This is a genomic window from Streptomyces sp. NPDC002306 (assembly GCF_053593435.1).
This window is the reverse complement of sequence record NZ_JBSFCK010000009.1, coordinates 23,112-41,863: the sequence shown is the minus strand read 5'-3', so window position 1 is coordinate 41,863 and position 18,752 is coordinate 23,112. Positions and strand designations below refer to the sequence as shown.

Genomic DNA, 18,752 nt, shown 5'->3' with positions numbered 1-18,752 from the left:
GCACGAGGAACAGGAGGCCTACGAGGTGTCCGAGACGCACGAGGACTACACGGTGTACGAGGCGCACGAGGTGTACGTATGACGTCCGCTCTGTCCCGAGTCCGGGCCGCGTACGCCCGGGTCGAGGCCGTCGACCGGCCGGAGATCTGGATCGACCTGCGGCCGCGCGCGGAGGCCGAGGCGGAGGCCGAGGCCGTCGACGCGCGCGTGGCCGCGGGCGAACGGCTCCCGCTCGCCGGTCGTCTGCTGGCCGTGAAGGGCAACATCGACGTGGCGGGCCTGCCCACCACGGCCGGCTGCCCGGCCTACGCCTACGCGCCGCGCGCCGACGCCCCGGTCGTCGCCGGGCTGCGGGCGGCCGGGGCGCTCGTGCTCGGCACCACGAACCTGGACCAGTTCGCCACGGGCCTGGTGGGCACCCGTTCCCCGTACGGCGTGGTCCGGGGCGCCCGCGACCCGCGGCGGATCAGCGGCGGCTCCAGCTCCGGTTCGGCCGTCGCGGTGGCCCTCGGGATCGTCGACCTGGCGCTGGGCACCGACACCGCGGGCTCGGGCCGGGTCCCGGCCGCCTTCAACGGCGTCGTCGGCCTCAAGCCCACCCGCGGCCTGGTGCCGACGACGGGCGTGGTCCCGGCCTGCGCCTCGATCGACTGCGTGACGGTGTTCGCCCGTACCCTCCCGGAGGCCGAGGAGGCGCTCGCGTACATGGCGGCACCGCCCGGCCGGCCACTGCCCGCCCGCACCCCCGGCCCGTGGCGGATCGCGGTCCCCGCGCCGGAACAGCTGGGAGAGCTCGACGCGGGCTGGGCCGAGGCCTACGCGGCGGCCGTCGGTCAGGTCGCGGCCGCGGGCGCCGACGTACGGACCCTCGACCTCGCGCCGTTCACCGAGGCGGCCGCCATGCTGTACGAGGGCGCGTTCGTCGCCGAGCGCTACACGGCGGTAGGCAGCTTTGTCGACAAGTTGATCTCGGAGGGGGGTACGGGACTCGACCCCACGGTGGCCGGCATCATCACCCGCGCCCGGGACGTCCCGGCCCACCGGCTCTACGCCGACCAGGCCCGCCTCGCCGCCCTGCGCACGAGGGCACTGGCGGAACTCGGCGACGCCGACGCCCTGCTGCTGCCCACCGCGCCGGGCCATCCCACGCTCGCCGAGGTCGCGGCCGACCCACTGGGCGCCAACGCCCGCCTGGGCCGCTTCACCAACTCCACGAACCTGTTCGACCTGGCGGCGGTCGCCGTCCCGGCCGCGGAGGTGAACGGCCTGCCCTTCGGCGTGATGATGGTGGGTCCGGCGGGCACGGACGAACGGCTGGCGCGGATCGCCGGACTGCTCCAGCCGGACACGCGGCTGGCGGTGGTCGGGGCGCATCTGTCCGGCCAGCCCCTCAATCCGCAGCTGGCGGCCCTGGGCGCCCGTCTCGACCGGACGACCACGACCGCGCCCGTCTACCGGCTGCACGCCGTGCGGACCGACCCGCCCAAACCGGGCCTGGTCCACGTCGGCGCGGGCGGCGCCGGGATCGAGGCGGAGATCTGGCGGCTCCCGGCGGAGGGCCTCGGCCGCCTGCTGACCACCCTCCCCCGCCCGATGGCCCTGGGCAGCGTGGAACTCGCGGACGGCACCCGAGTCCCCGGCTTCCTCTGCGAGCCGGGCGCTCTGGCCCAGGCCGAGGACATCACCTCGTACGGCGGCTGGCGCGCGTACCTGCGACGCCAGCCGACCGCCACTCCCTAGAACCGCGAGCGGCCCTAGCTCGACACCGCCCACACGAGCTCGCTCAGGGGCGTGGGGAACCGCGCGACCAGTCCCCCACCCCCCGCACCCGCGATCCGGTCCCTCACCCGACGGACGAGTAGGCGACAACTCCCCGCAGCAACAGATCGACCGCCTTACGCGCGGCCTTCGTCACCGTCGAGCCCCCCACAGGGGACGCCGCCGAGATCTGCCCCAGCACATCGATCACCTGCTTGCACCACCGCACGAAGTCCCCCGCCGGCATCTCCGCCTCGCGCAGCACCTCGTCCAGGCCCTTCCCGGACGCCCACATGTACGCCGCCCAGGCGAAGCCGAGATCCGGCTCGCGCTGGCCGACACCCTCGCTCTGGGTGATCCGGAAGTCCTCCTCCAGGGCGTCCAGCCGGCCCCAGATCCGGACCATCTCGCCGAGCGCGGCCTTCGCCTTGCCCGAGGGCAGCTTCGGCGCCATCGCGTCGTCACCGACCCGTGCCTCGTACACCAGCGCCGAGACGCACGCGGCGAGTTCGGCCGGGGCGAGCCCCTCCCAGACCCCGGCGCGCAGGCATTCGCTGGCCAGCAGGTCGAGTTCGCCGTACAGCCGGGCGAGCCGCTTGCCGTGCTCGGTGACCTCGTTGCCGCGCAGGTAGTCGAGCTCGGTGAGGAGCGCGACGATCCGGTCGAAGGTGCGGGCGATCGTGTTCGTCCGGCCCTCGATCCTGCGCTCCAGCTGCGAGGTGTCGCGCAGCAGCCGGTGGTAGCGCTCGGCCCAGCGGGCGTGGTCCTCACGGTCGTTGCAGCCGTGGCAGGGGTGTGCGCGGATCGCGGTGCGCAGCTGGGCGATCTCCCGGTCGTCTGCGGCCTGGGAGCGCTGCTTGCGGGCCCGCTCCGGCGGGATGTGCCCGGCCTTGGTGCGCAGCGCGGACGCCAGGTCCCGACGGGACTGCGGGGAGCGCGGGTTGAAGGACTTCGGGATCCGCATCCGCTCCAACGCCTCGACCGGCACCGGGAAGTCCATCGAGGCGAGCCGCTTGACCTGCCGTTCGGCGGTCAGCACCAACGGCCGCGGCCCGTCGTGCTGTTCGAAGCCCCGGTGGCCGTTGGACCGGCCGGCGGGCAGCCCGGGGTCCAGGACCAGCGCGAGACCCGCGTACTTGCCGGTCGGGACGTGGATGACGTCTCCCGGCTTGAGCTTCTCCAGCGCCACGGCGGCCTCGGCGCGCCGCTGGGCCGCGCCCTGCCGGGCCAGCTCGGTCTCCCGGTCCTTGAGTTCGCGGCGCAGTCGCGCGTACTCCTCGAAGTCGCCGAGGTGGCAGGTCATGGAGTCCTTGTAGCCCTCCAGGCCCTCCTCGTTGCGCTGCACCTGCCGGGAGATCCCGACGACCGACTTGTCGGCCTGGAACTGCGCGAAGGACGTCTCCAGCAGTTCGCGCGAGCGATGCCGGCCGAACTGCTCGACCAGGTTGACCGCCATGTTGTACGACGGCTTGAAGCTGGAGCGCAGCGGATACGTGCGGGTCCCGGCGAGTCCCGCCAGGTGGTCGGGGTTCATGGCGCGCTGCCACAGCACCACCGCGTGGCCCTCGACGTCGATACCGCGCCGACCGGCCCGACCGGTCAACTGGGTGTACTCGCCGGGGGTGATGTCGGCGTGCTGCTCGCCGTTCCACTTGACGAGTTTCTCCAGCACCACGGAGCGGGCGGGCATGTTGATGCCGAGGGCGAGCGTCTCGGTGGCGAACACGGCCCTCACCAGGCCCTGCACGAACAGCTCCTCGACGACCTCCTTGAAGGTCGGCAGCATGCCCGCGTGGTGGGCGGCGATGCCCCGCTCCAGGCCCTCCAGCCATTCGTAGTAGCCCAGGACGTGCAGGTCCTCGGACGGGATGGAGGCGGTGCGCTCCTCGACGATCTCGCGCACCTTGGCGCGGGCCTCGTCGTCGTTCAGCCGCAGTCCCGCGTGCAGGCACTGCTGTACGGCGGCCTCGCAGGCCGCGCGGCTGAAGATGAAGGTGATGGCGGGGAGCAGCCCCTCCGCGTCGAGGCGTTCGATGACCTCGGGCCGGCTCGGCGTCCAGATCCGCGAGCGCTGCCTGCGCTCGCGCTCGCGGTCGGCCTCGCGCATGGCGCGGCCGCGTTTGCGGTCCTGGTAGGACGGTCTGCTGGCCTCCATGCGGGCGAGGCGGGTGAGATCGGGGTTGACGGCCTTCTTCTGGCCCTCGCCCTCCTCGAACAGGTCGTACATCCGCCGCCCGGCGAGCACGTGCTGGAACAGCGGCACCGGCCGGTGTTCGGAGACGATCACCTCGGTGTCGCCGCGGACGGTGTCGAGCCAGTCGCCGAACTCCTCGGCGTTGGAGACGGTGGCCGACAGCGAGACGAGGGTGACGGACTCGGGCAGGTGGATGATCACCTCTTCCCACACGGCGCCGCGGAAGCGGTCGGAGAGGTAGTGCACCTCGTCCATGACCACATAGCCGAGGCCGAGGAGCGTCTGCGATCCGGCGTACAGCATGTTCCTGAGGACCTCGGTGGTCATCACGACCACCGGGGCGCCGGAGTTGACGCTGTTGTCGCCGGTGAGGAGGCCTACCTTGTCCGCGCCGTAGCGACGGCACAGGTCGGCGTACTTCTGGTTCGACAGCGCCTTGATGGGGGTCGTGTAGAAGCACTTCTTGCCCTGTTGCAGGGCGAGGTGGACGGCGAACTCGCCCACGATCGTCTTGCCCGAGCCGGTGGGCGCGGCGACCAGCACGCCCTTCCCCGCCTCGAGCGCCTGGCAGGCCTCGATCTGGAAGGGGTCGAGACCGAAGTCGTACATCTCGCGGAAGGAGGCGAGCGCGGTGGCCTGCTCGGCAGCGCGCCTGCGTGCTGCGGCGTACCGCTCGGCCGGTGAGAGGTCCTCTGTCATCGTGCTTTCGAGCGTACCGGGCCTCGCTGACAACAGGACGATCATTATCCGGATCAGTGTCCGGTGGACCCTGGATCCGCCCAGCTCACGGCCCTGGACCGGGCGAGGCCCAGGGCGGGGGCGGACAGCCGCTCCCCCGCCCGCCCGCGACGACGAGAGCGGCCGGGCGCGCCCTGTGGGCGCCCGGCCGCGGTCGGCGTGCGAGAGGTGCGTGGGTCAGGTCAGGTCGGTTCAGGTCACGTCGTCGTAGCCGTTGACCCGGTCCGTGCTCGTCTGCTCGGGCAGCGCGCGCCCGGCCGTCACGGCCTCGGCCTCGCCGATGTCCCCGGGGGTGAGATCCAGGTCGGAGGCCTCGTCGTCGTCCGGTCCCGCCGCCTCACGGCGCCGCTTGCGCTTGTCGTTGAGCAGGGAGAAGGCGACCGCGGCGAAGTACAGCACCCAGATCGGTCCGGCCAGCGCCAGCATGGACAGCGGGTCGGTGCTGGGTGTGGCGACGGCCGCGAACACCGTGATGCCCATGATCATGCCGCGCCACCAGCCGAGCATGCGGCTGCCGGTGAGCACACCGGTCAGATTCAGCATGATCAGCAGCAGGGGGAGCTCGAAGGAGAGTCCGAAGACGACCACCATGCGCGTGACGAGCTGGAGCAGATCGTCCAGGGGCAGCAGGTTGTCGACGCCGGTCGGCGTGAAGTCGATGAGCACCTTCGCCGTGGTCGGCAGCACCCGGTAGGCGAAGTACCCGCCCCCGAGGAACAGCGGCACGCCGGTGAGCACGAACCCGTAGGCGTACTTCTTCTCGCTGCGGTGCAGACCGGGGGCGACGAACGCCCACAGCTGGAACAGCCAGACCGGCGAGGCGAACACGACACCGGCCATCAGGGAGACCTGAAGGGCCAGCGTGAAGGGGGCGAGGAGGCCGTTGATCGTGATCCGCGCGCACTGCTGCGTGTCGTCGGACGAGGACGTCCTGGCCAGTTCCTCGAAGGTCTTCCCGCAGCCGACCGAGTCGAGGATCGGCTGGGTGAGGAAGTTGATGACGTCGTTGTAGAAGAAGGCGGCGACGATCGTCACGACGACGATCGCCAGCATCGCCTTCGCGAGCCGGTTGCGGAGCTCACGAAGGTGATCCGCGAGGGGCATCCGCCCCTCTGGGTCCTTCTCCTGACTGCGGGCAGGCTTCAGCAACCCACGTTCCCATCTCGTGCGGCGGGCCGGAGGTCACCGGCCCTGCGTCAGCGCTTCGTGGTGTCCGTCGGCTCGGCGACCGGGCGGGAGCTGGTCACGTCGCCGGGGGCGGCCTGGATGGTGCGCTGCGCGGGGGGCTGCTCGTCGGTGGCGGGCGGCGTCTGGGCGGCGGAACCGCTGCCGCCCTCTTCCTTCATGGCCTTGGCTTCGCTCTTGAGGATGCGGGCGGACTTGCCGAGCGAGCGGGCCATGTCCGGAAGCTTCTTCGCGCCGAACAGCAGGATGATGACGACGAGGATGAGAATGATCTCGGGAGCTCCGAGCCTTCCGAACATAAGTCTTTACCTTCTCACCGAGGCGGCTGGGTGGGTGCTGTCCGACCGGTCGGACAGGTGCCCGAAACGATCGTCTGCCAGCGATCGTAACGCTCAGGGGTAAACGTGAGGCAATCCCCGTGCGTACTCCCGGTCCGCGCCGTGGGCCTCGTTCTCCACGCCGCGACCAGCAGCGTACCTGCCCCCGTGACCGGGATGACAGGGCGAAGCGTCCCGAAACGCGTGCGCCCGGGACTCACCGGCGCGGCCCGGCGGCCTTCACAGCGCGTCCACCGCCCGGGCCGTGCTCACGGCGGCCTTCTCCAGGTCCTCGGCGGCCCGGTTGATGCGGCGCGCCGACTCCTCGACCTGCCGGCCGAGGCGCTGCGCCTCCAGGAAGACCCGGACGGCGAGCACACCGAGGACGGTGAGACCCAGGAAACCCACAGCTACCGCGAACATCGGCCAGAACATGGGCCCGAGCCTAGTTGGTCCCGCGCCCGGCCGGTCCCGCGCCGTCCGGCGCACGCCCGGTGGCACGGTGACCGTACGCGCGGTGACGCGGTTACGTCGCGTGCAGCCGCAGGGTGCTGACCCCGCCCCCTGCCAGCAGCTCCACGATGCGCTCACCGGCCGGCTTGCGGACGGGCACGCCGCACTCGGGGCAGGTGAAGGAGTAGAAGGTGGTGCGGCTGCTGGCGCCGATGGCCAGGCGCAGGGCGCCCGCGCCGAGCTCGAAGCGGCCGCGGCAGTCCGGGCAGCCGGCCCGGAACACGACCGGCGCCACGTTTCTCATGCCGGCGAACGCGGCCGACACCGACATGCCTCGCACTGCGAAGGTCGCCGATTCGCTCAAAGCCCCTGCTCCTGCCTCTCGGACTGCCGGTCGTGGACCTCGTGCGGTGCCTCGGCGGTGCCGGTCCCCTCGATCACGTCGTACGCCGCCAGCGCCTCCCGGGCCGCCCTGCGCGCGCTGTCGGCGAGGTCGGGCGGGGAGACGATCCGGCCGTCCGGGCCGAGCCGCAGCGCCAGGCGTCTCAGCGAGGCCGGGTCGGGCGTACGCAGAGTGATACGCAGACCGCCGTCGGGAAGCTCATCCGCACTGTCGTGCGGGTAGTACTCGGCGACCCAGCGCCCGCCGGGGCCGACCTCGACGACGACCTCCGGATCCTCGGCGGCGGGCTGCACCAGCCCCTCGGAGAGGTCCCTCAGCTCGACCTCGGGCGGCGCGGACGGCTCGTCGAGGACCCTGATCTCGGCGACCCGGTCCAGCCGGAACGTACGGCGGCCCTCGGAGCGGTAGCACCAGGCCTCGACATAGGTGTGGCCGACGCTGACCAGCCGGATGGGGTCGATCTCACGCTCGGTGACCTCGTCGCGGGCGGGCGAGTAGTAGCGGATCCACAGACGGCGACGCTCGGAGATCGCCCGGTCGACATCGGCGAAGACCCCGCCCTCGGACTCAAAGGTCACCGACAGCCGGGAGCTGGCCCCGGCGGCCTCGCCGGCCGAGGCCTCCACCTTGGCGGTCGCCCGCAGCAGCGCCTGCCGGTCGCTCTCGCGCAGTCCCGGCAGCGTCGACACGGCCCGGGCCGCCACCAGCAGCGCCGTCGCCTCGTCGGCGGCCAGCCGCAGCGGCTCCGCCGCGTCCGCCCCCAGGGCGGCCGGGTTGTGCCACCAGATGCGCTCGCCGTCGGTGTCGATGTCGAGCAGGTCACCGCCGCGGAAGCTGGTGCCGCACATCGGCAGCACGTCGAGGTCCGAGACCAGTTCGTCCTCGGTGATGCCGAAGGCACGCGCGACGTCCTCGATCCGGGCACCCGGACGCTCCCTGAGATACGTCACCAGGGAGAGCATCCGCCGGGTCTGGTCGATGGCGCTCGTGGGCCTGACCGGTTTGCCTGCCACTGTGTTGCTCGCTCCCCCTCAGCCCTTGGCCACGGCACGCAGCCGGTCCACCACGTCGGCCCGCAGCTCTGCGGGCTCCAGGACCACCACGTCCGGTCCGAACTCCACCAGCCAGGCGTCCAGCCCGTGCCCGTACGGAATCTCCAACTCGTCCCAGCCACCGCCGAGTTCCCGAACCGCCGAGGCCTTCGCCCGAAGGGGGTAGCCCGCGCCCGTGCGCAGCCGGATCAGCGCGCTGCGGTCGGCGGTCTCCCCCGCCCAGCTCGCCACGGTCTCGCGCACGGTGACCACGTCGGGGACCTCGGCGGTGTAGCGGCCGCTGCGGCTGCGCACCTTGCCGGTGATCCGGGACAGCCGGAACACCCGCTCGGCCCCCCGGTCGCGGTCCCAGCCCGCCAGGTACCAGTGGCCGCGCCAGCACTCCAGCGCCCACGGCTCGACCTGCCGGGGCTCGGGGCGGGCGGCGGTGGCCTTGCGGTAGTCGAAGAGGACCGGGCGGCGGTCGCGGCAGGCCAGCATCAGCGGCTCGAAGGCGGCCTCGTGCACCGGGATGCGCGGCTCCAGGGCGCCGTGCGCCTCGTACGGGTCGACGTCCTCGGGCAGCCCGGCCGCGCGCAGTTTCTGGAGCGCTCCGCTGGCCGCGCCCGCGAGCCGTGCCTGCTGCCACACCTTGGCGGCCAGCCCGAGCGCCGCGGCCTCCTCGGCGTCCAGGGTGATGGCCGGCAGCCGGTTGCTGTCGCGGCGCGCCAGATAGCCGACCTCGCCGTCGAGGTTCTCGACGGTCTCGATGACCAGACCGAGCTCCCGCAGGTCGTCCTTGTCGCGCTCGAACATACGGTTGAACGAGTCGTCCGAGCCGGCTTCCAGATAAGCCTCGACGGACTCGCGCAGCTCGCGCTTGCTGAGCGGCCGCCGCGTCCCCAGCAGACACAGCGCCAGGTTCATCAGCCGCTCGGCCTTGGCAATGGCCATCGACGCCCTTCACCTTCCCTAGGGTGCTTCCGACCGATGACCGTACCGCTCAGCGGTGCCACGACAAAAGCCGAGGGCCCACGCCCGGACAGGCGTGGGCCCCAGATGATCGGGTCCGGTCGTTCGACGATCAGACGCCGAGCAGGTCGACCACGAAGATCAGCGTCTCACCCGGCTGGATCGCCGGGGTCGGGCTCTGGTTGCCGTAGGCGAGGTGGGCGGGGATGGTCAGCTGCCGACGGCCGCCGACCTTCATGCCCTGCACGCCCTGGTCCCAGCCCTTGATGACGCGACCGCCGCCCAGCGGGAAACGGAACGGGGAGTTCCGGTTCCAGCTGGCGTCGAACTCCTCGCCGGTGCTGAAGGCGACACCCACGTAGTGCACGGTGACGGTCTGACCCGCCTCCGCCACGGGACCGTCGCCCTCCCAGATGTCCTTGATCTCGAGGTCCGCCGGGGGCTCGCCGCCCGGGAAGTCGATCTCGGGCTTCTCGATGCTCACGTCTCTCGCTCCATGCTTGTCTGCGGTAAGGCAACGGTCACAGTCTTACATCACTGCGGAGTCACATTTTCGCGAGGATGTCCACGGAGAAGACCATCGTGGAGTCCTTCTCGATCCCGCTGCCGCTCGGCGGGTTGTCGCCGTAGCCCAGGTCCGGCGGGATCACGATCAGCACCCGGCTGCCCACCTTCTTGCCGGTCAGGCCCTGCGCCCAGCCCTTGACGACCTGCGAGAGCCCGAACGACGTCAACGCCTTGCGGCCGTACGTCGAGTCGAACTCCTTTCCGGTGGCCCACAGCACGCCCTCGTACTGGACCAGGACGCTGTCCTCGGCCGCCACCTCGTCGCCGTCGCCCTCGATGACGTAGTTCGCCACGAGCTTCTTCGGCGGGTCGGACTTGGGGATCTCGATGGACGGCGCGGCGCCGTCGGTGTTCGTACCGACCTTGGGCAGGTCGGCGTCGTCCTGGGGCACGTCCGTGCCCTTGGCCGAGCTCTTCGCGCTGAAGGTCCCCAGCACATCGACCACGAACACCAGCGTGTCGGTGCCCTTGATGCCCGCCTGCGAGTTGCCGTCCTTGCCGTACCCCCAGGTCGGCGGCACCGAGAACTCCACCCGGCTGCCGGCCTTGCGGCCCGCCAGCGCGTACCGCCAGCCGTCGATGATGCTGCCCTGCGCCAACTGGATGACCAGCGGCGTCTTACGGTCGAAGGAGTTGTCGAACACCTTCGCCGTGTTCCAGACCTGTCCCAGGTAGTGCGCCTGGATGTAGTCGTTCTCCGCGACGGTCTGACCGCCGCCCGCGATCACGGTCTTGACCGCGAGCTGGTCGGACGGATCACCCGAGCCCTTCTCGACCGTCGGCTTCTCGCCGAACTTCGTGCCCGCGGTGATCGCCGGCAGCGGACCGTCGACGATCTTCGGCGGCGGGGCCGTCGAAGCCGAGGCCGACGGCGAGGGCGACGCACTGTCGCTCGCCTTGCTCGAGTCCGACTTGTCGTCACCGCATCCGGCGATCGTGACCAGTCCAGCGGGTACAGCGGCAAGCATGAGCGAGCGTCGGCGCACGATAAAGGCCTCGTAATCGGTCGATCTTGTTGATGGCGTGCGCGCAACTCTACGACGTGACAGGGGCGCCGTACGGGAAACGTACGGCGCCCGTGTTGCGTTCCGACCATGTGTGCGGAACGTCCTGCTCACATTCCGGCGATCAGCTTCTCCACCCGGTCGTCCACCGAACGGAACGGGTCCTTGCACAACACCGTGCGCTGCGCCTGGTCGTTCAGCTTCAGATGCACCCAGTCGACCGTGAAGTCACGGCGCTGTTCCTGGGCCCTGCGGATGAAGTCACCGCGCAGCCTCGCCCTGGTGGTCTGCGGCGGAACCGACTTGCCCTCGAAGATTTTCAAGTCGTTGCAGATCCGGGCGGCCTGACCCTTCCTCTCCAGCAGGTAGTACAGACCACGACGACGGTGGATGTCGTGATACGCGAGGTCTATCTGCGCGACCCGCGGATGCGACATCGTCATATTGTGCTTGGCCCGGTACCGCTCGATCAGCTGGTACTTCATCACCCAGTCGATCTCGGTGCCGATCCGGTCGAGATCCTCCGCCTCGATCGCGTCCAGCGTGCGGCCCCACAGCTCCAGGACCTGCTCGACGGTTCCGGTGCGAATCCCGCGGCGCTCGCAGAAGTCCACGGCCTTCTCGTAGTACTCGCGCTGCACCTCCAGCGCCGAGGCCTCCCGGCCACTGGCCAGGCGCACCTTGCGGCGGCCCGTGATGTCATGGCTGACCTCGCGGATCGCCCGGATCGGGTTCTCCAGGGTCAGGTCACGCATCACCGTGCCCGCCTCGATCATGCGCAGCACCAGGTCGGTGGCTCCGACCTTGAGCAGCATCGTCGTCTCGGACATGTTCGAGTCGCCCACGATGACGTGCAGCCGGCGGTAGCGCTCGGCGTCGGCGTGCGGCTCGTCCCGGGTGTTGATGATGGGCCGGGAACGGGTCGTCGCCGAGGAGACGCCCTCCCAGATGTGCTCGGCCCGCTGACTGACGCAGTAGACGGCCCCGCGCGGAGTCTGCAGAACCTTGCCCGCGCCACAGAGCAGCTGGCGCGTGACCAGGAACGGGATCAGGATGTCCGCGAGACGGGAGAACTCCCCGTGCCGCGCCACCAGATAGTTCTCGTGGCAACCGTAGGAGTTGCCCGCCGAGTCGGTGTTGTTCTTGAAGAGGTAGACGTCGCCTGCGATTCCCTCCTCGTGCAGGCGTCGTTCCGCGTCCACCAGGAGTCCCTCGAGAATGCGCTCGCCGGCCTTGTCGTGGGTGACCAGTTCGGTCACGTTGTCACATTCGGGTGTCGCGTATTCCGGATGTGACCCGACGTCGAGATAGAGGCGGGCGCCGTTTCGCAGAAAGACATTGCTGCTGCGGCCCCATGACACGACACGGCGGAAGAGGTACCGCGCCACCTCGTCAGGCGACAGGCGGCGCTGTCCCCTGAACGTGCACGTGACGCCGTACTCGTTCTCCAGCCCGAAAATGCGGCGGTCCATGACTGAACATTACGCCCGATCCCCCGAGCTGAAACGGGGTTCGGCAGCACGATTTGGATCATTTTCCGATGAAGCCGCAATCACCGCTCCCCCGGCGGGAGCTGCGAGGACCCGTCCCGTGGCCAGCAGAACCAGCAGGGACACGGCCCCCGCCACCCCCGGAACCGCGAACCCCCACAGCGCGCCACCCGTCTGGACCACCGGCCCCGCCAGGCCCGTTCCCACCGACGCGCCCACGGTGAACGTCGTCACAAGCCAGGAGAACGCCTCGGTGACCGTCCCCCTCGGCGCGTGCCGGTCCACGATGACGAACGCGCAGGCGATGGCCGGCGCCAGGAACACCCCCGCGAGCGCCGCCAGCGCCACCATCGCGACCGCACCCGGCATCAGCATCAGCGGCAGGTAACACACCGCCAGGAACGCCACCAGCACCCGCAGTCGCCGCTCCGGCGCCCCCGCCCACTGACGCGCGCCGTACACCGAGCCGCCCACCAGCGCGCCCAGCCCGATGGCGGCCATCAGCCACCCGTACACCGCGTCACCCCCATGGCCGTCCGCGTACGGCACCGACGCGACCGTGATCGACCCCAGCGCGATCCCCACGAACAGGAACGCGGCGAGCAGCGCCAGCAGCCCGGGCGACCGCAGCGCGCCGAGCCAATGCGCCTCGCGCGGCGCCGAACGCCACGCGCGCGAGGGCGGCGAGACCACCACCGACAGCGCCCCGAGCACCCCGACCACGTTCAGGACCAGCAGAGCCACCCGCGCCGACCACAGCGACACGCAGAGCGTCACCAGCAACGGGCCGACGGTGAACATCACCTCCTGGGCCACCGCGTCCATCGCGTACGCCCGGTGCACCTGCTCCTCCCCGCGCAGGACCCCGGGCCACAACGCCCGCAGACCGCCCTCCAGGGGCGGCGTGAAGAGTCCGGCCGCCGCCACCGCGGCGTACGCGAGCGGCAGCGGATCGGAGCCCGCGAAGGCGAACACGGCCATCGCGAGGGCCGAGGCGAGCGCGGCGGGCAGCTGCACACGCGGCTGCCCGTACAGGTCCACCAGCCGGCCCAGCACGGGCTGCCCGACGGCGTTGGCCACCCCGTACACCGCCGCCAGCGCCCCCGCCAGGCTGTACGTACCGCCCTCGGCGCGCACGAACAGCACGATCGCGATGGCCGCGGTCGCGTTCGGCAGCCTGCCCACGAGCGTGCCGCTCAGCAGCCGGGCGGCGTGCCTCGCCCTGAGGATCTCCAGGTACCCCGCGGCCATGTCTGCCTCCGTCGCCTCGCCCGAGGCTCTGTACCGCCCCATGGTGTTACGTATAACGTCCTCCGTCATACGTACCATGTGCGCTGTTCACCAGTCCAGACGAAGGAGCACGCCAGCGGTGGCACGAGGTAGCACACGCCCGACGAGCCGCGACGTCGCCCAGGCCGCGGGAGTCTCCCAGGCCGCGGTCTCACTCGTCCTCGGCGACAAATGGCGCGGCCGCGTCTCCGAGACGACCGCGCAACGCGTACGCGACGCCGCACGCGACCTCGGCTACCGGCCCAACCTGGCCGCCCGCAACCTCCGCCTCGGCCACACCCGCACCGTCCTGCTCGTCGTCCCCGCCCTCACCACCGAATTCTTCGCCGGCGTCTACACCGGAGCCGCCCGCGTCGCCGCCGAACACGGCTTCGGCCTGGTCCTCTACCCCTCGCCCGAAGGCGTCGGACCCGCCCGGGACCCCTTCGCCTCCGCCCAGAGCGCCCTCGACGGCGTCATCGCCTCCTCCATGGCCGCCGACGCCCTCACCGCCCTGCGCGGCGGCGACCGGCTCCCCCTCGTCATGCTCGACAGCGACCCCGCGAGCAGCCTCGGCGCGGCGACGGTCAACCTCGACATCGCCGACGGCGCACGCCAGGTCGCCGACCACCTCCTCGGCCTGGGACACCGCCGCTTCCTCCACCTCGCGGCGGACATCCCCTCCTGGACCTTCGACGTACGCGCACGGGAACTCACCGCCCGGATCGCCGCCGTGCCGGGAACCACCCTGCGCACGACCAGGGCACCCCTCTCCATCGACGGCGCCCTGACCGCCGCCACCGCCGCCTTGGCCGCCCCCGCGCCCCGCCCCACCGCCCTCATCTGCGACGACGACAAACTCGCGGCCGGCGCCTACAAGGCCCTGCGCCGCCTCGGCCTGCGCATCCCCGACGACATCTCCGTCACCGGACTCGACGACCTCGCCCTGGCCACCGCCATCGACCCCGAACTCACCACCGTCCGCCTCGACGCCGAACTCTTCGGCGAACGCGGCATGCGGGCCCTCCTGGCCGTCCTGGAGGGCCGCACACCCGAACCGGGGGACATCCCCGTACAACTCGTCGTACGGGACTCCACGGCCCCACCGAGCGCCTCCTGAACGCACCGTGCCCCCGGCCGCCGTCACCGGCCGGGGGCACACACGAGCAGGATCGCCCGCGAAAGACCTACTCCTCGTCGGAGCCCTTCTCCACGCCTTCCGAGCTCTGCCCCTCCGCCGCCACACCGGCCGCCGCCAGCAACCGGGACAGCTGCGGACCCACGATCCGCCTGAACTTGCGCGCCTGCGGACGCGTACGGTCCAGCACCGCGACCTCCAGCCGCTCGGCGGGAATCTCCCGCTGCGTACCGTTCGTGTCCCGGGACAGCGCCTGCACCGCCAGCTTCAGCGCCTCGGGCAGACTCATGCCGTCCTCGTGCCGCTGATCCAGATACGTACTGATCTGCTCCGCGTTGCCACCCACCGCGACCGAACCGTGCTCGTCCACGATCGACCCGTCGTGCGGCAGCCGGTAGATCTGGTCGCCCTCGGGCGTCTCCCCCACCTCCGCCACGACGAGCTCCACCTCGTACGGCTTCTCGGCCGCACTGGAGAAGATCGTGCCCAGCGTCTGGGCGTAGACGTTGGCCAGCCCGCGGGCCGTCACATCATCCCGGTCGTAGGTGTAACCACGCAGGTCCGCGTAGCGCACACCACCGATCCGCAGATTCTCGTACTCGTTGTACTTACCGGCGGCCGCGAACCCGATCCGGTCATAGATCTCGCTGAACTTGTGCAGCGCGCGGGACGGGTTCTCACCGACGAACACGATGCCGTCGGCATACTGAAGCACGACCAGGCTGCGGCCACGGGCGATGCCCTTACGGGCGTACTCCGCCCGGTCGGCCATGGCCTGCTGGGGTGACACATAGAACGGCGTCGACACCGGTTATCCATCCCTTTCTGTCGAAGTCACAGGATCACCTTGCTCAAGAAGAACGGACCGTCGGCTACAGCAGCGCGGCACGCGGGCCGTCGGGCTGCTCGAGGCGGCGCTCCAGGATCGCGCGGGCGATCCCGGAGGCCTCGTCCTCGGTGAGCCGGCGGAAGCCGTCCTCGGTGATCACGGTGATGATCGGGTAGATCCGGCGGGCGACATCGGGACCACCGGTCGCCGAGTCGTCGTCTGCCGCGTCGTACAGAGCCTGCACGACCAGGGTCGTGGCCTGCTCCTCGGTGAGGTCGTCACGGTAGAGCTTCTTCATGGCCCCGCGCGCGAAGATCGAACCGGAGCCCGTCGACGCGAACCCGTGCTCCTCGGAGCGGCCACCGGTGACGTCATAGGAGAAGATGCGGCCCTTGGCCCGGTCCACGTCGAACCCGGCGAACAACGGCACCACGGCCAGGCCCTGCATGGCCATACCGAGGTTGGAACGGATCATCGTCGACAGCCGGTTCGCCTTGCCCTCCAGGGACAGCGTGGCGCCCTCGACCTTCTCGAAGTGCTCCAGTTCGAGCTGGAACAGCTTCACCATCTCCACGGCCAGACCCGCCGTACCGGCGATACCCACCGCCGAGTACTCGTCGGCCGGGAAGACCTTCTCGATATCGCGCTGCGCGATGACATTGCCCATGGTCGCCCGGCGGTCACCCGCGAGCACCACACCGCCGGGGAACGTCGCGGCGACGATCGTGGTGCCGTGCGGTGCCTCGATCACGCCCTGCGTCGGCGGCAGTTGCCGCTTGCCGGGCAACATCTCCGGCTGGTGATCGGAGAGAAAGTCCATGAAGGACGCGGACCCGGGCGTCAGGAAGGCAGCCGGTAGACGCCCGGTGCTACGAGTGTTGGCTTCCACGAGGATCCCTCCAGGTAGGCGGCAGCCCGACGAACAGCGTCGGGATCGTCTCCCAACTTGCCGATGGCCGAATTACAGTTGAAGCACAGTACGCCACGGACCCTACCCGTCTCGTGGCAATGATCCACATGTACGGCAGGAGCTTTCACGCAGATCACGCGGAGCCCCGTTCGAGAGGCGACCATCGCGTCTCGTTCGGCTTCGGTGAGACCGTACTGGCGCTTGAGGTGGCCACTTCAGGCAGTGTTTGTGCTCCTGGGGTACATCGACCTTTGAGTCGAACTCTTTTCCCCAGTTCTTTTCCGCCGTGCGCGGTGATGGTCCGAAGCGCAACCCCGGCAGTGCCGCTGCAGACCGTCCAGATCGGATCGCCCGCGAGCGAAGGCTGCGAGCGGTTTGGACTCGCCGCACCGCACGCAGCACTTCACACCATCCACCCTCAAGCCCCCCGTAGCCTTCGATTCGAAGGCTACTCGCCACCTTTTTGAACGAATGAGCGAACGAAATCCTCTGCATTCTCCTCGAGGACGTCGTCAATCTCGTCAAGAACCGAGTCCACGTCGTCGCTCAGCTTCTCGTGTCGCTCCTTGAGGTCCTCGGAGCCCTGCGCCTCCTGCGCCTGCTCCTCGACCTCCTCGGTGGAGCGTGTGGCCTTCTGCTGGCCGCCGCCGGTGTCCTTGGTCGCCATAACCTCACCCCGCTCAGTTCGCCCGACATGGTCGTCAGGTCGGCATTCCTGCCGATCGGTGATGATCAGACCCTACAAGCCGGGTCCGACATCGGCCCCGCAGTTCTCACAACGTACGGGGGCCACCTCGATGATTCCCTCGCGCACGGGTTTCCACCCTGCCCGCCGGGGTCCGTCCGTGCGGCCGCTCAGCCGCCGGACAGCACCTTGACCAGGTCCTCGGCCGTGCGGCACCGGTCCAGGAGCTCCTTGACGTGATTTCGCGTTCCGCGTAGCGGTTCCAGGGTTGGCACCCGCTGGAGAGAGTCCCTGCCCGGCAGGTCGAAGATCACGGAGTCCCAGGAGGCGGCCGCGACGTCGTCCGCGTACTGCTCCAGACAGCGGCCGCGGAAGTACGCCCGGGTGTCCTCCGGAGGCTTCGTCCTGGCCCGTTCGACCTCCGTCTCGTCCAGGAGCCGCTTGATGCGGCCACGGGCCACCAGACGGTTGTAGAGGCCCTTCTCGGCCCTCACGTCGGCGTACTGGAGGTCGACCAGGTGGAGCCGGGCGGCGTCCCAGTCGAGGTCGTCGCGGCGGCGGTAGCCCTCCATGAGCTCGCGCTTGGCGACCCAGTCCAGTTCGCCGGCCAGGCTCATGGGGTCGCGTTCGAGCCGGTTGAGGGTGTCCTCCCAGCGGGCCAGGACGTCCTTCGTCTGCTCGTCGGCGTCGGCGCCGTAGCGCTCCTCCACATACTTGCGCGACAGCTCGTAGTACTCCATCTGGAGCTGGACCGCGGTGAGTGTCCGGCCGCTGCGGAGGGTGACCAGCCGCTGGAGGCTCGGGTCGTGGGAGACCTGGTGCAGGGTGCGTACGGGCTGGTCGACGGCGAGGTCGACGGCGATGAAGCCGTCCTCGATCATGGACAGGACCAGGGCGGTCGTGCCCAGCTTGAGGTAGGTCGAGATCTCGGAGAGGTTCGCGTCCCCGATGATGACGTGCAGGCGGCGGTACTTCTCGGCGTCCGCGTGGGGTTCGTCGCGGGTGTTGATGATCGGGCGCTTGAGGGTCGTCTCCAGGCCGACCTCGACCTCGAAGTAGTCGGCGCGCTGGCTGAGCTGGAAGCCGTGCTCGTGGCCGTCCTGGCCGATGCCGACGCGGCCGGCTCCGGCGAAGACCTGGCGGGAGACGAAGAAGGGCGTCAGGTGGCGCACGATGTCGGAGAAGGGGGTTTCCCGCTTCATCAGGTAGTTCTCGTGCGTGCCGTAGGAGGCGCCCTTGTTGTCGGTGTTGTTCTTGTAGAGGTGGATCGGCTGGGCGCCCGGGAGCTGGGCGGCCCGTTCGGCGGCCTCGGCCATGATCCGCTCGCCGGCCTTGTCCCAGAGGACGGCGTCGCGGGGGTTGGTGACCTCGGGAGCGCTGTATTCGGGGTGTGCGTGGTCGACGTAGAGGCGGGCGCCGTTGGTGAGGATCACGTTGGCGAGGCCGATGTCCTCGTCGGTGAGCTGGCTGGTGTCGGCGGCCTCACGGGCCAGGTCGAATCCGCGGGCGTCCCGTAGCGGGTTCTCCTCCTCGAAGTCCCAGCGGGCCCGGCGGGCCCGGTGCATCGCCGCCGCGTAGGCGTTGACGATCTGGGACGAGGTGAGCATGGCATTGGCGTTGGGGTGGCCGGGGACGGAGATGCCGTACTCCGTCTCGATGCCCATTACTCGCCGTACGGTCATGCGGCCCTCCTTGCCCGGCGGCACCCTCGGTCGTGGGCGCCGCTCAAGTACCGCTGGTGCTCCGGTGCGTGTGCGGTGCCCGTCCCCGCACTGCGCGTCCCGGCGGTACGGAAGAGCCTAGAACGCC

17 protein-coding genes and 1 pseudogene are annotated in these 18,752 nt (G+C 70.3%); 2 read left to right on the top strand and 16 right to left on the bottom strand.

The features are described 5' to 3' along the window. Window positions 1–78 precede the first annotated feature (78 nt). Window positions 79–1,740, top strand: a complete 1,662-nt coding sequence (gene atzF, locus ACWCQK_RS19480) for an allophanate hydrolase (protein ID WP_451156404.1) — start codon at window positions 79–81, stop codon at window positions 1,738–1,740. A gap of 103 nt (window positions 1,741–1,843) precedes the next feature. Here the strand turns inward: atzF and ACWCQK_RS19475 are convergent, their stop codons facing one another. From ACWCQK_RS19475 to ACWCQK_RS19425, 11 genes are all read right to left on the bottom strand, one after another. Beyond that, window positions 1,844–4,696 carry a DEAD/DEAH box helicase gene (locus tag ACWCQK_RS19475; RefSeq protein ID WP_451156402.1) on the bottom strand — a complete coding sequence of 951 codons (2,853 nt, stop codon included), beginning with the start codon at window positions 4,694–4,696 and terminating at the stop codon, window positions 1,844–1,846. A gap of 186 nt (window positions 4,697–4,882) precedes the next feature. After that, complete coding sequence (gene tatC, locus ACWCQK_RS19470; protein WP_451156401.1) at window positions 4,883–5,839, bottom strand: twin-arginine translocase subunit TatC; 957 nt, start codon at window positions 5,837–5,839, stop codon at window positions 4,883–4,885. A 47-nt stretch (window positions 5,840–5,886) separates the two neighbouring features. Then, the gene (gene tatA, locus ACWCQK_RS19465) at window positions 5,887–6,174 is read right to left on the bottom strand and encodes a Sec-independent protein translocase subunit TatA (protein ID WP_451156400.1); all 288 of its coding nucleotides are present in this window, start codon (window positions 6,172–6,174) and stop codon (window positions 5,887–5,889) included. A 258-nt stretch (window positions 6,175–6,432) separates the two neighbouring features. After that, window positions 6,433–6,627: a hypothetical protein gene (locus tag ACWCQK_RS19460; protein WP_451156399.1), complete on the bottom strand. Its 195-nt coding sequence runs from the start codon at window positions 6,625–6,627 to the stop codon at window positions 6,433–6,435. Between the two features lie 91 nt (window positions 6,628–6,718). Beyond that, window positions 6,719–7,009, bottom strand: coding sequence for a hypothetical protein (locus ACWCQK_RS19455; RefSeq protein ID WP_451156398.1), 291 nt, complete (start codon window positions 7,007–7,009; stop codon window positions 6,719–6,721). Beyond that, complete coding sequence (locus ACWCQK_RS19450) at window positions 7,006–8,061, bottom strand: helix-turn-helix transcriptional regulator (protein WP_451156397.1); 1,056 nt, start codon at window positions 8,059–8,061, stop codon at window positions 7,006–7,008. The genes ACWCQK_RS19455 and ACWCQK_RS19450 overlap by 4 nt, the downstream gene beginning before the upstream one ends. Before the next feature lie 18 nt (window positions 8,062–8,079). Continuing rightward, window positions 8,080–9,033 carry a helix-turn-helix transcriptional regulator gene (locus ACWCQK_RS19445; RefSeq protein ID WP_451156396.1) on the bottom strand — a complete coding sequence of 318 codons (954 nt, stop codon included), beginning with the start codon at window positions 9,031–9,033 and terminating at the stop codon, window positions 8,080–8,082. Between the two features lie 130 nt (window positions 9,034–9,163). Beyond that, window positions 9,164–9,535, bottom strand: coding sequence for an FKBP-type peptidyl-prolyl cis-trans isomerase (locus ACWCQK_RS19440; protein ID WP_366697397.1), 372 nt, complete (start codon window positions 9,533–9,535; stop codon window positions 9,164–9,166). Between the two features lie 61 nt (window positions 9,536–9,596). Then, window positions 9,597–10,604, bottom strand: coding sequence for an FKBP-type peptidyl-prolyl cis-trans isomerase (locus tag ACWCQK_RS19435; protein WP_451156395.1), 1,008 nt, complete (start codon window positions 10,602–10,604; stop codon window positions 9,597–9,599). 128 nt (window positions 10,605–10,732) lie between these two features. Continuing rightward, on the bottom strand, window positions 10,733–12,094 hold the full coding sequence (gene pafA / locus ACWCQK_RS19430; protein WP_007499792.1) for a Pup--protein ligase: 1,362 nt from the start codon (window positions 12,092–12,094) through the stop codon (window positions 10,733–10,735). A 9-nt stretch (window positions 12,095–12,103) separates the two neighbouring features. After that, window positions 12,104–13,363, bottom strand: a complete 1,260-nt coding sequence (locus ACWCQK_RS19425; protein WP_451156864.1) for an MFS transporter — start codon at window positions 13,361–13,363, stop codon at window positions 12,104–12,106. A 118-nt stretch (window positions 13,364–13,481) separates the two neighbouring features. On the opposite strand from ACWCQK_RS19425, the gene ACWCQK_RS19420 reads away from it, so the two are divergent. Continuing rightward, on the top strand, window positions 13,482–14,501 hold the full coding sequence (locus ACWCQK_RS19420) for a LacI family DNA-binding transcriptional regulator (protein ID WP_451156394.1): 1,020 nt from the start codon (window positions 13,482–13,484) through the stop codon (window positions 14,499–14,501). A 67-nt stretch (window positions 14,502–14,568) separates the two neighbouring features. On the opposite strand, the gene prcA is transcribed toward ACWCQK_RS19420, so the two are convergent. From prcA to dop, 5 genes and pseudogenes are all read right to left on the bottom strand, one after another. Further along, a complete protein-coding gene (prcA, locus tag ACWCQK_RS19415; RefSeq protein ID WP_451156393.1) occupies window positions 14,569–15,327 on the bottom strand; it encodes a proteasome subunit alpha in 759 nt (252 codons plus the stop codon). Window positions 15,328–15,391: 64 nt separating this feature from the next. Then, window positions 15,392–16,237: a proteasome subunit beta gene (prcB, locus tag ACWCQK_RS19410; RefSeq protein ID WP_451156392.1), complete on the bottom strand. Its 846-nt coding sequence runs from the start codon at window positions 16,235–16,237 to the stop codon at window positions 15,392–15,394. Continuing rightward, window positions 16,189–16,455, bottom strand: a pseudogene (locus tag ACWCQK_RS19405) (endonuclease VII domain-containing protein); the annotation flags it as partial. The pseudogene ACWCQK_RS19405 and the gene prcB, both read right to left, overlap by 49 nt. 251 nt (window positions 16,456–16,706) lie before the next feature. Then, window positions 16,707–16,925 (bottom strand): ubiquitin-like protein Pup, encoded by a 219-nt coding sequence (locus tag ACWCQK_RS19400; protein ID WP_380884004.1) that lies wholly within the window; start codon window positions 16,923–16,925, stop codon window positions 16,707–16,709. A 188-nt stretch (window positions 16,926–17,113) separates the two neighbouring features. Next, window positions 17,114–18,625, bottom strand: a complete 1,512-nt coding sequence (dop, locus tag ACWCQK_RS19395) for a depupylase/deamidase Dop (protein ID WP_451156391.1) — start codon at window positions 18,623–18,625, stop codon at window positions 17,114–17,116. Between the last annotated feature and the right edge of the window lie 127 nt (window positions 18,626–18,752).

Bases quoted from the DNA above. Each gene is read 5' to 3' on its own strand.
- atzF (WP_451156404.1), top strand. From the start codon at position 79: ATGACGTCCGCTCTGTCCCGAGTCCGGGCCGCGTACGCCCGGGTCGAG.
- dop (WP_451156391.1), bottom strand. From the start codon at position 18,625: ATGACCGTACGGCGAGTAATGGGCATCGAGACGGAGTACGGCATCTCC.
- ACWCQK_RS19400 (WP_380884004.1), bottom strand. From the start codon at position 16,925: ATGGCGACCAAGGACACCGGCGGCGGCCAGCAGAAGGCCACACGCTCC.
- ACWCQK_RS19445 (WP_451156396.1), bottom strand. From the start codon at position 9,033: ATGGCCATTGCCAAGGCCGAGCGGCTGATGAACCTGGCGCTGTGTCTG.
- ACWCQK_RS19475 (WP_451156402.1), bottom strand. From the start codon at position 4,696: ATGATCGTCCTGTTGTCAGCGAGGCCCGGTACGCTCGAAAGCACGATG.
- ACWCQK_RS19425 (WP_451156864.1), bottom strand. From the start codon at position 13,363: ATGGCCGCGGGGTACCTGGAGATCCTCAGGGCGAGGCACGCCGCCCGG.
- pafA (WP_007499792.1), bottom strand. From the start codon at position 12,094: ATGGACCGCCGCATTTTCGGGCTGGAGAACGAGTACGGCGTCACGTGC.
- ACWCQK_RS19460 (WP_451156399.1), bottom strand. From the start codon at position 6,627: ATGTTCTGGCCGATGTTCGCGGTAGCTGTGGGTTTCCTGGGTCTCACC.
- tatA (WP_451156400.1), bottom strand. From the start codon at position 6,174: ATGTTCGGAAGGCTCGGAGCTCCCGAGATCATTCTCATCCTCGTCGTC.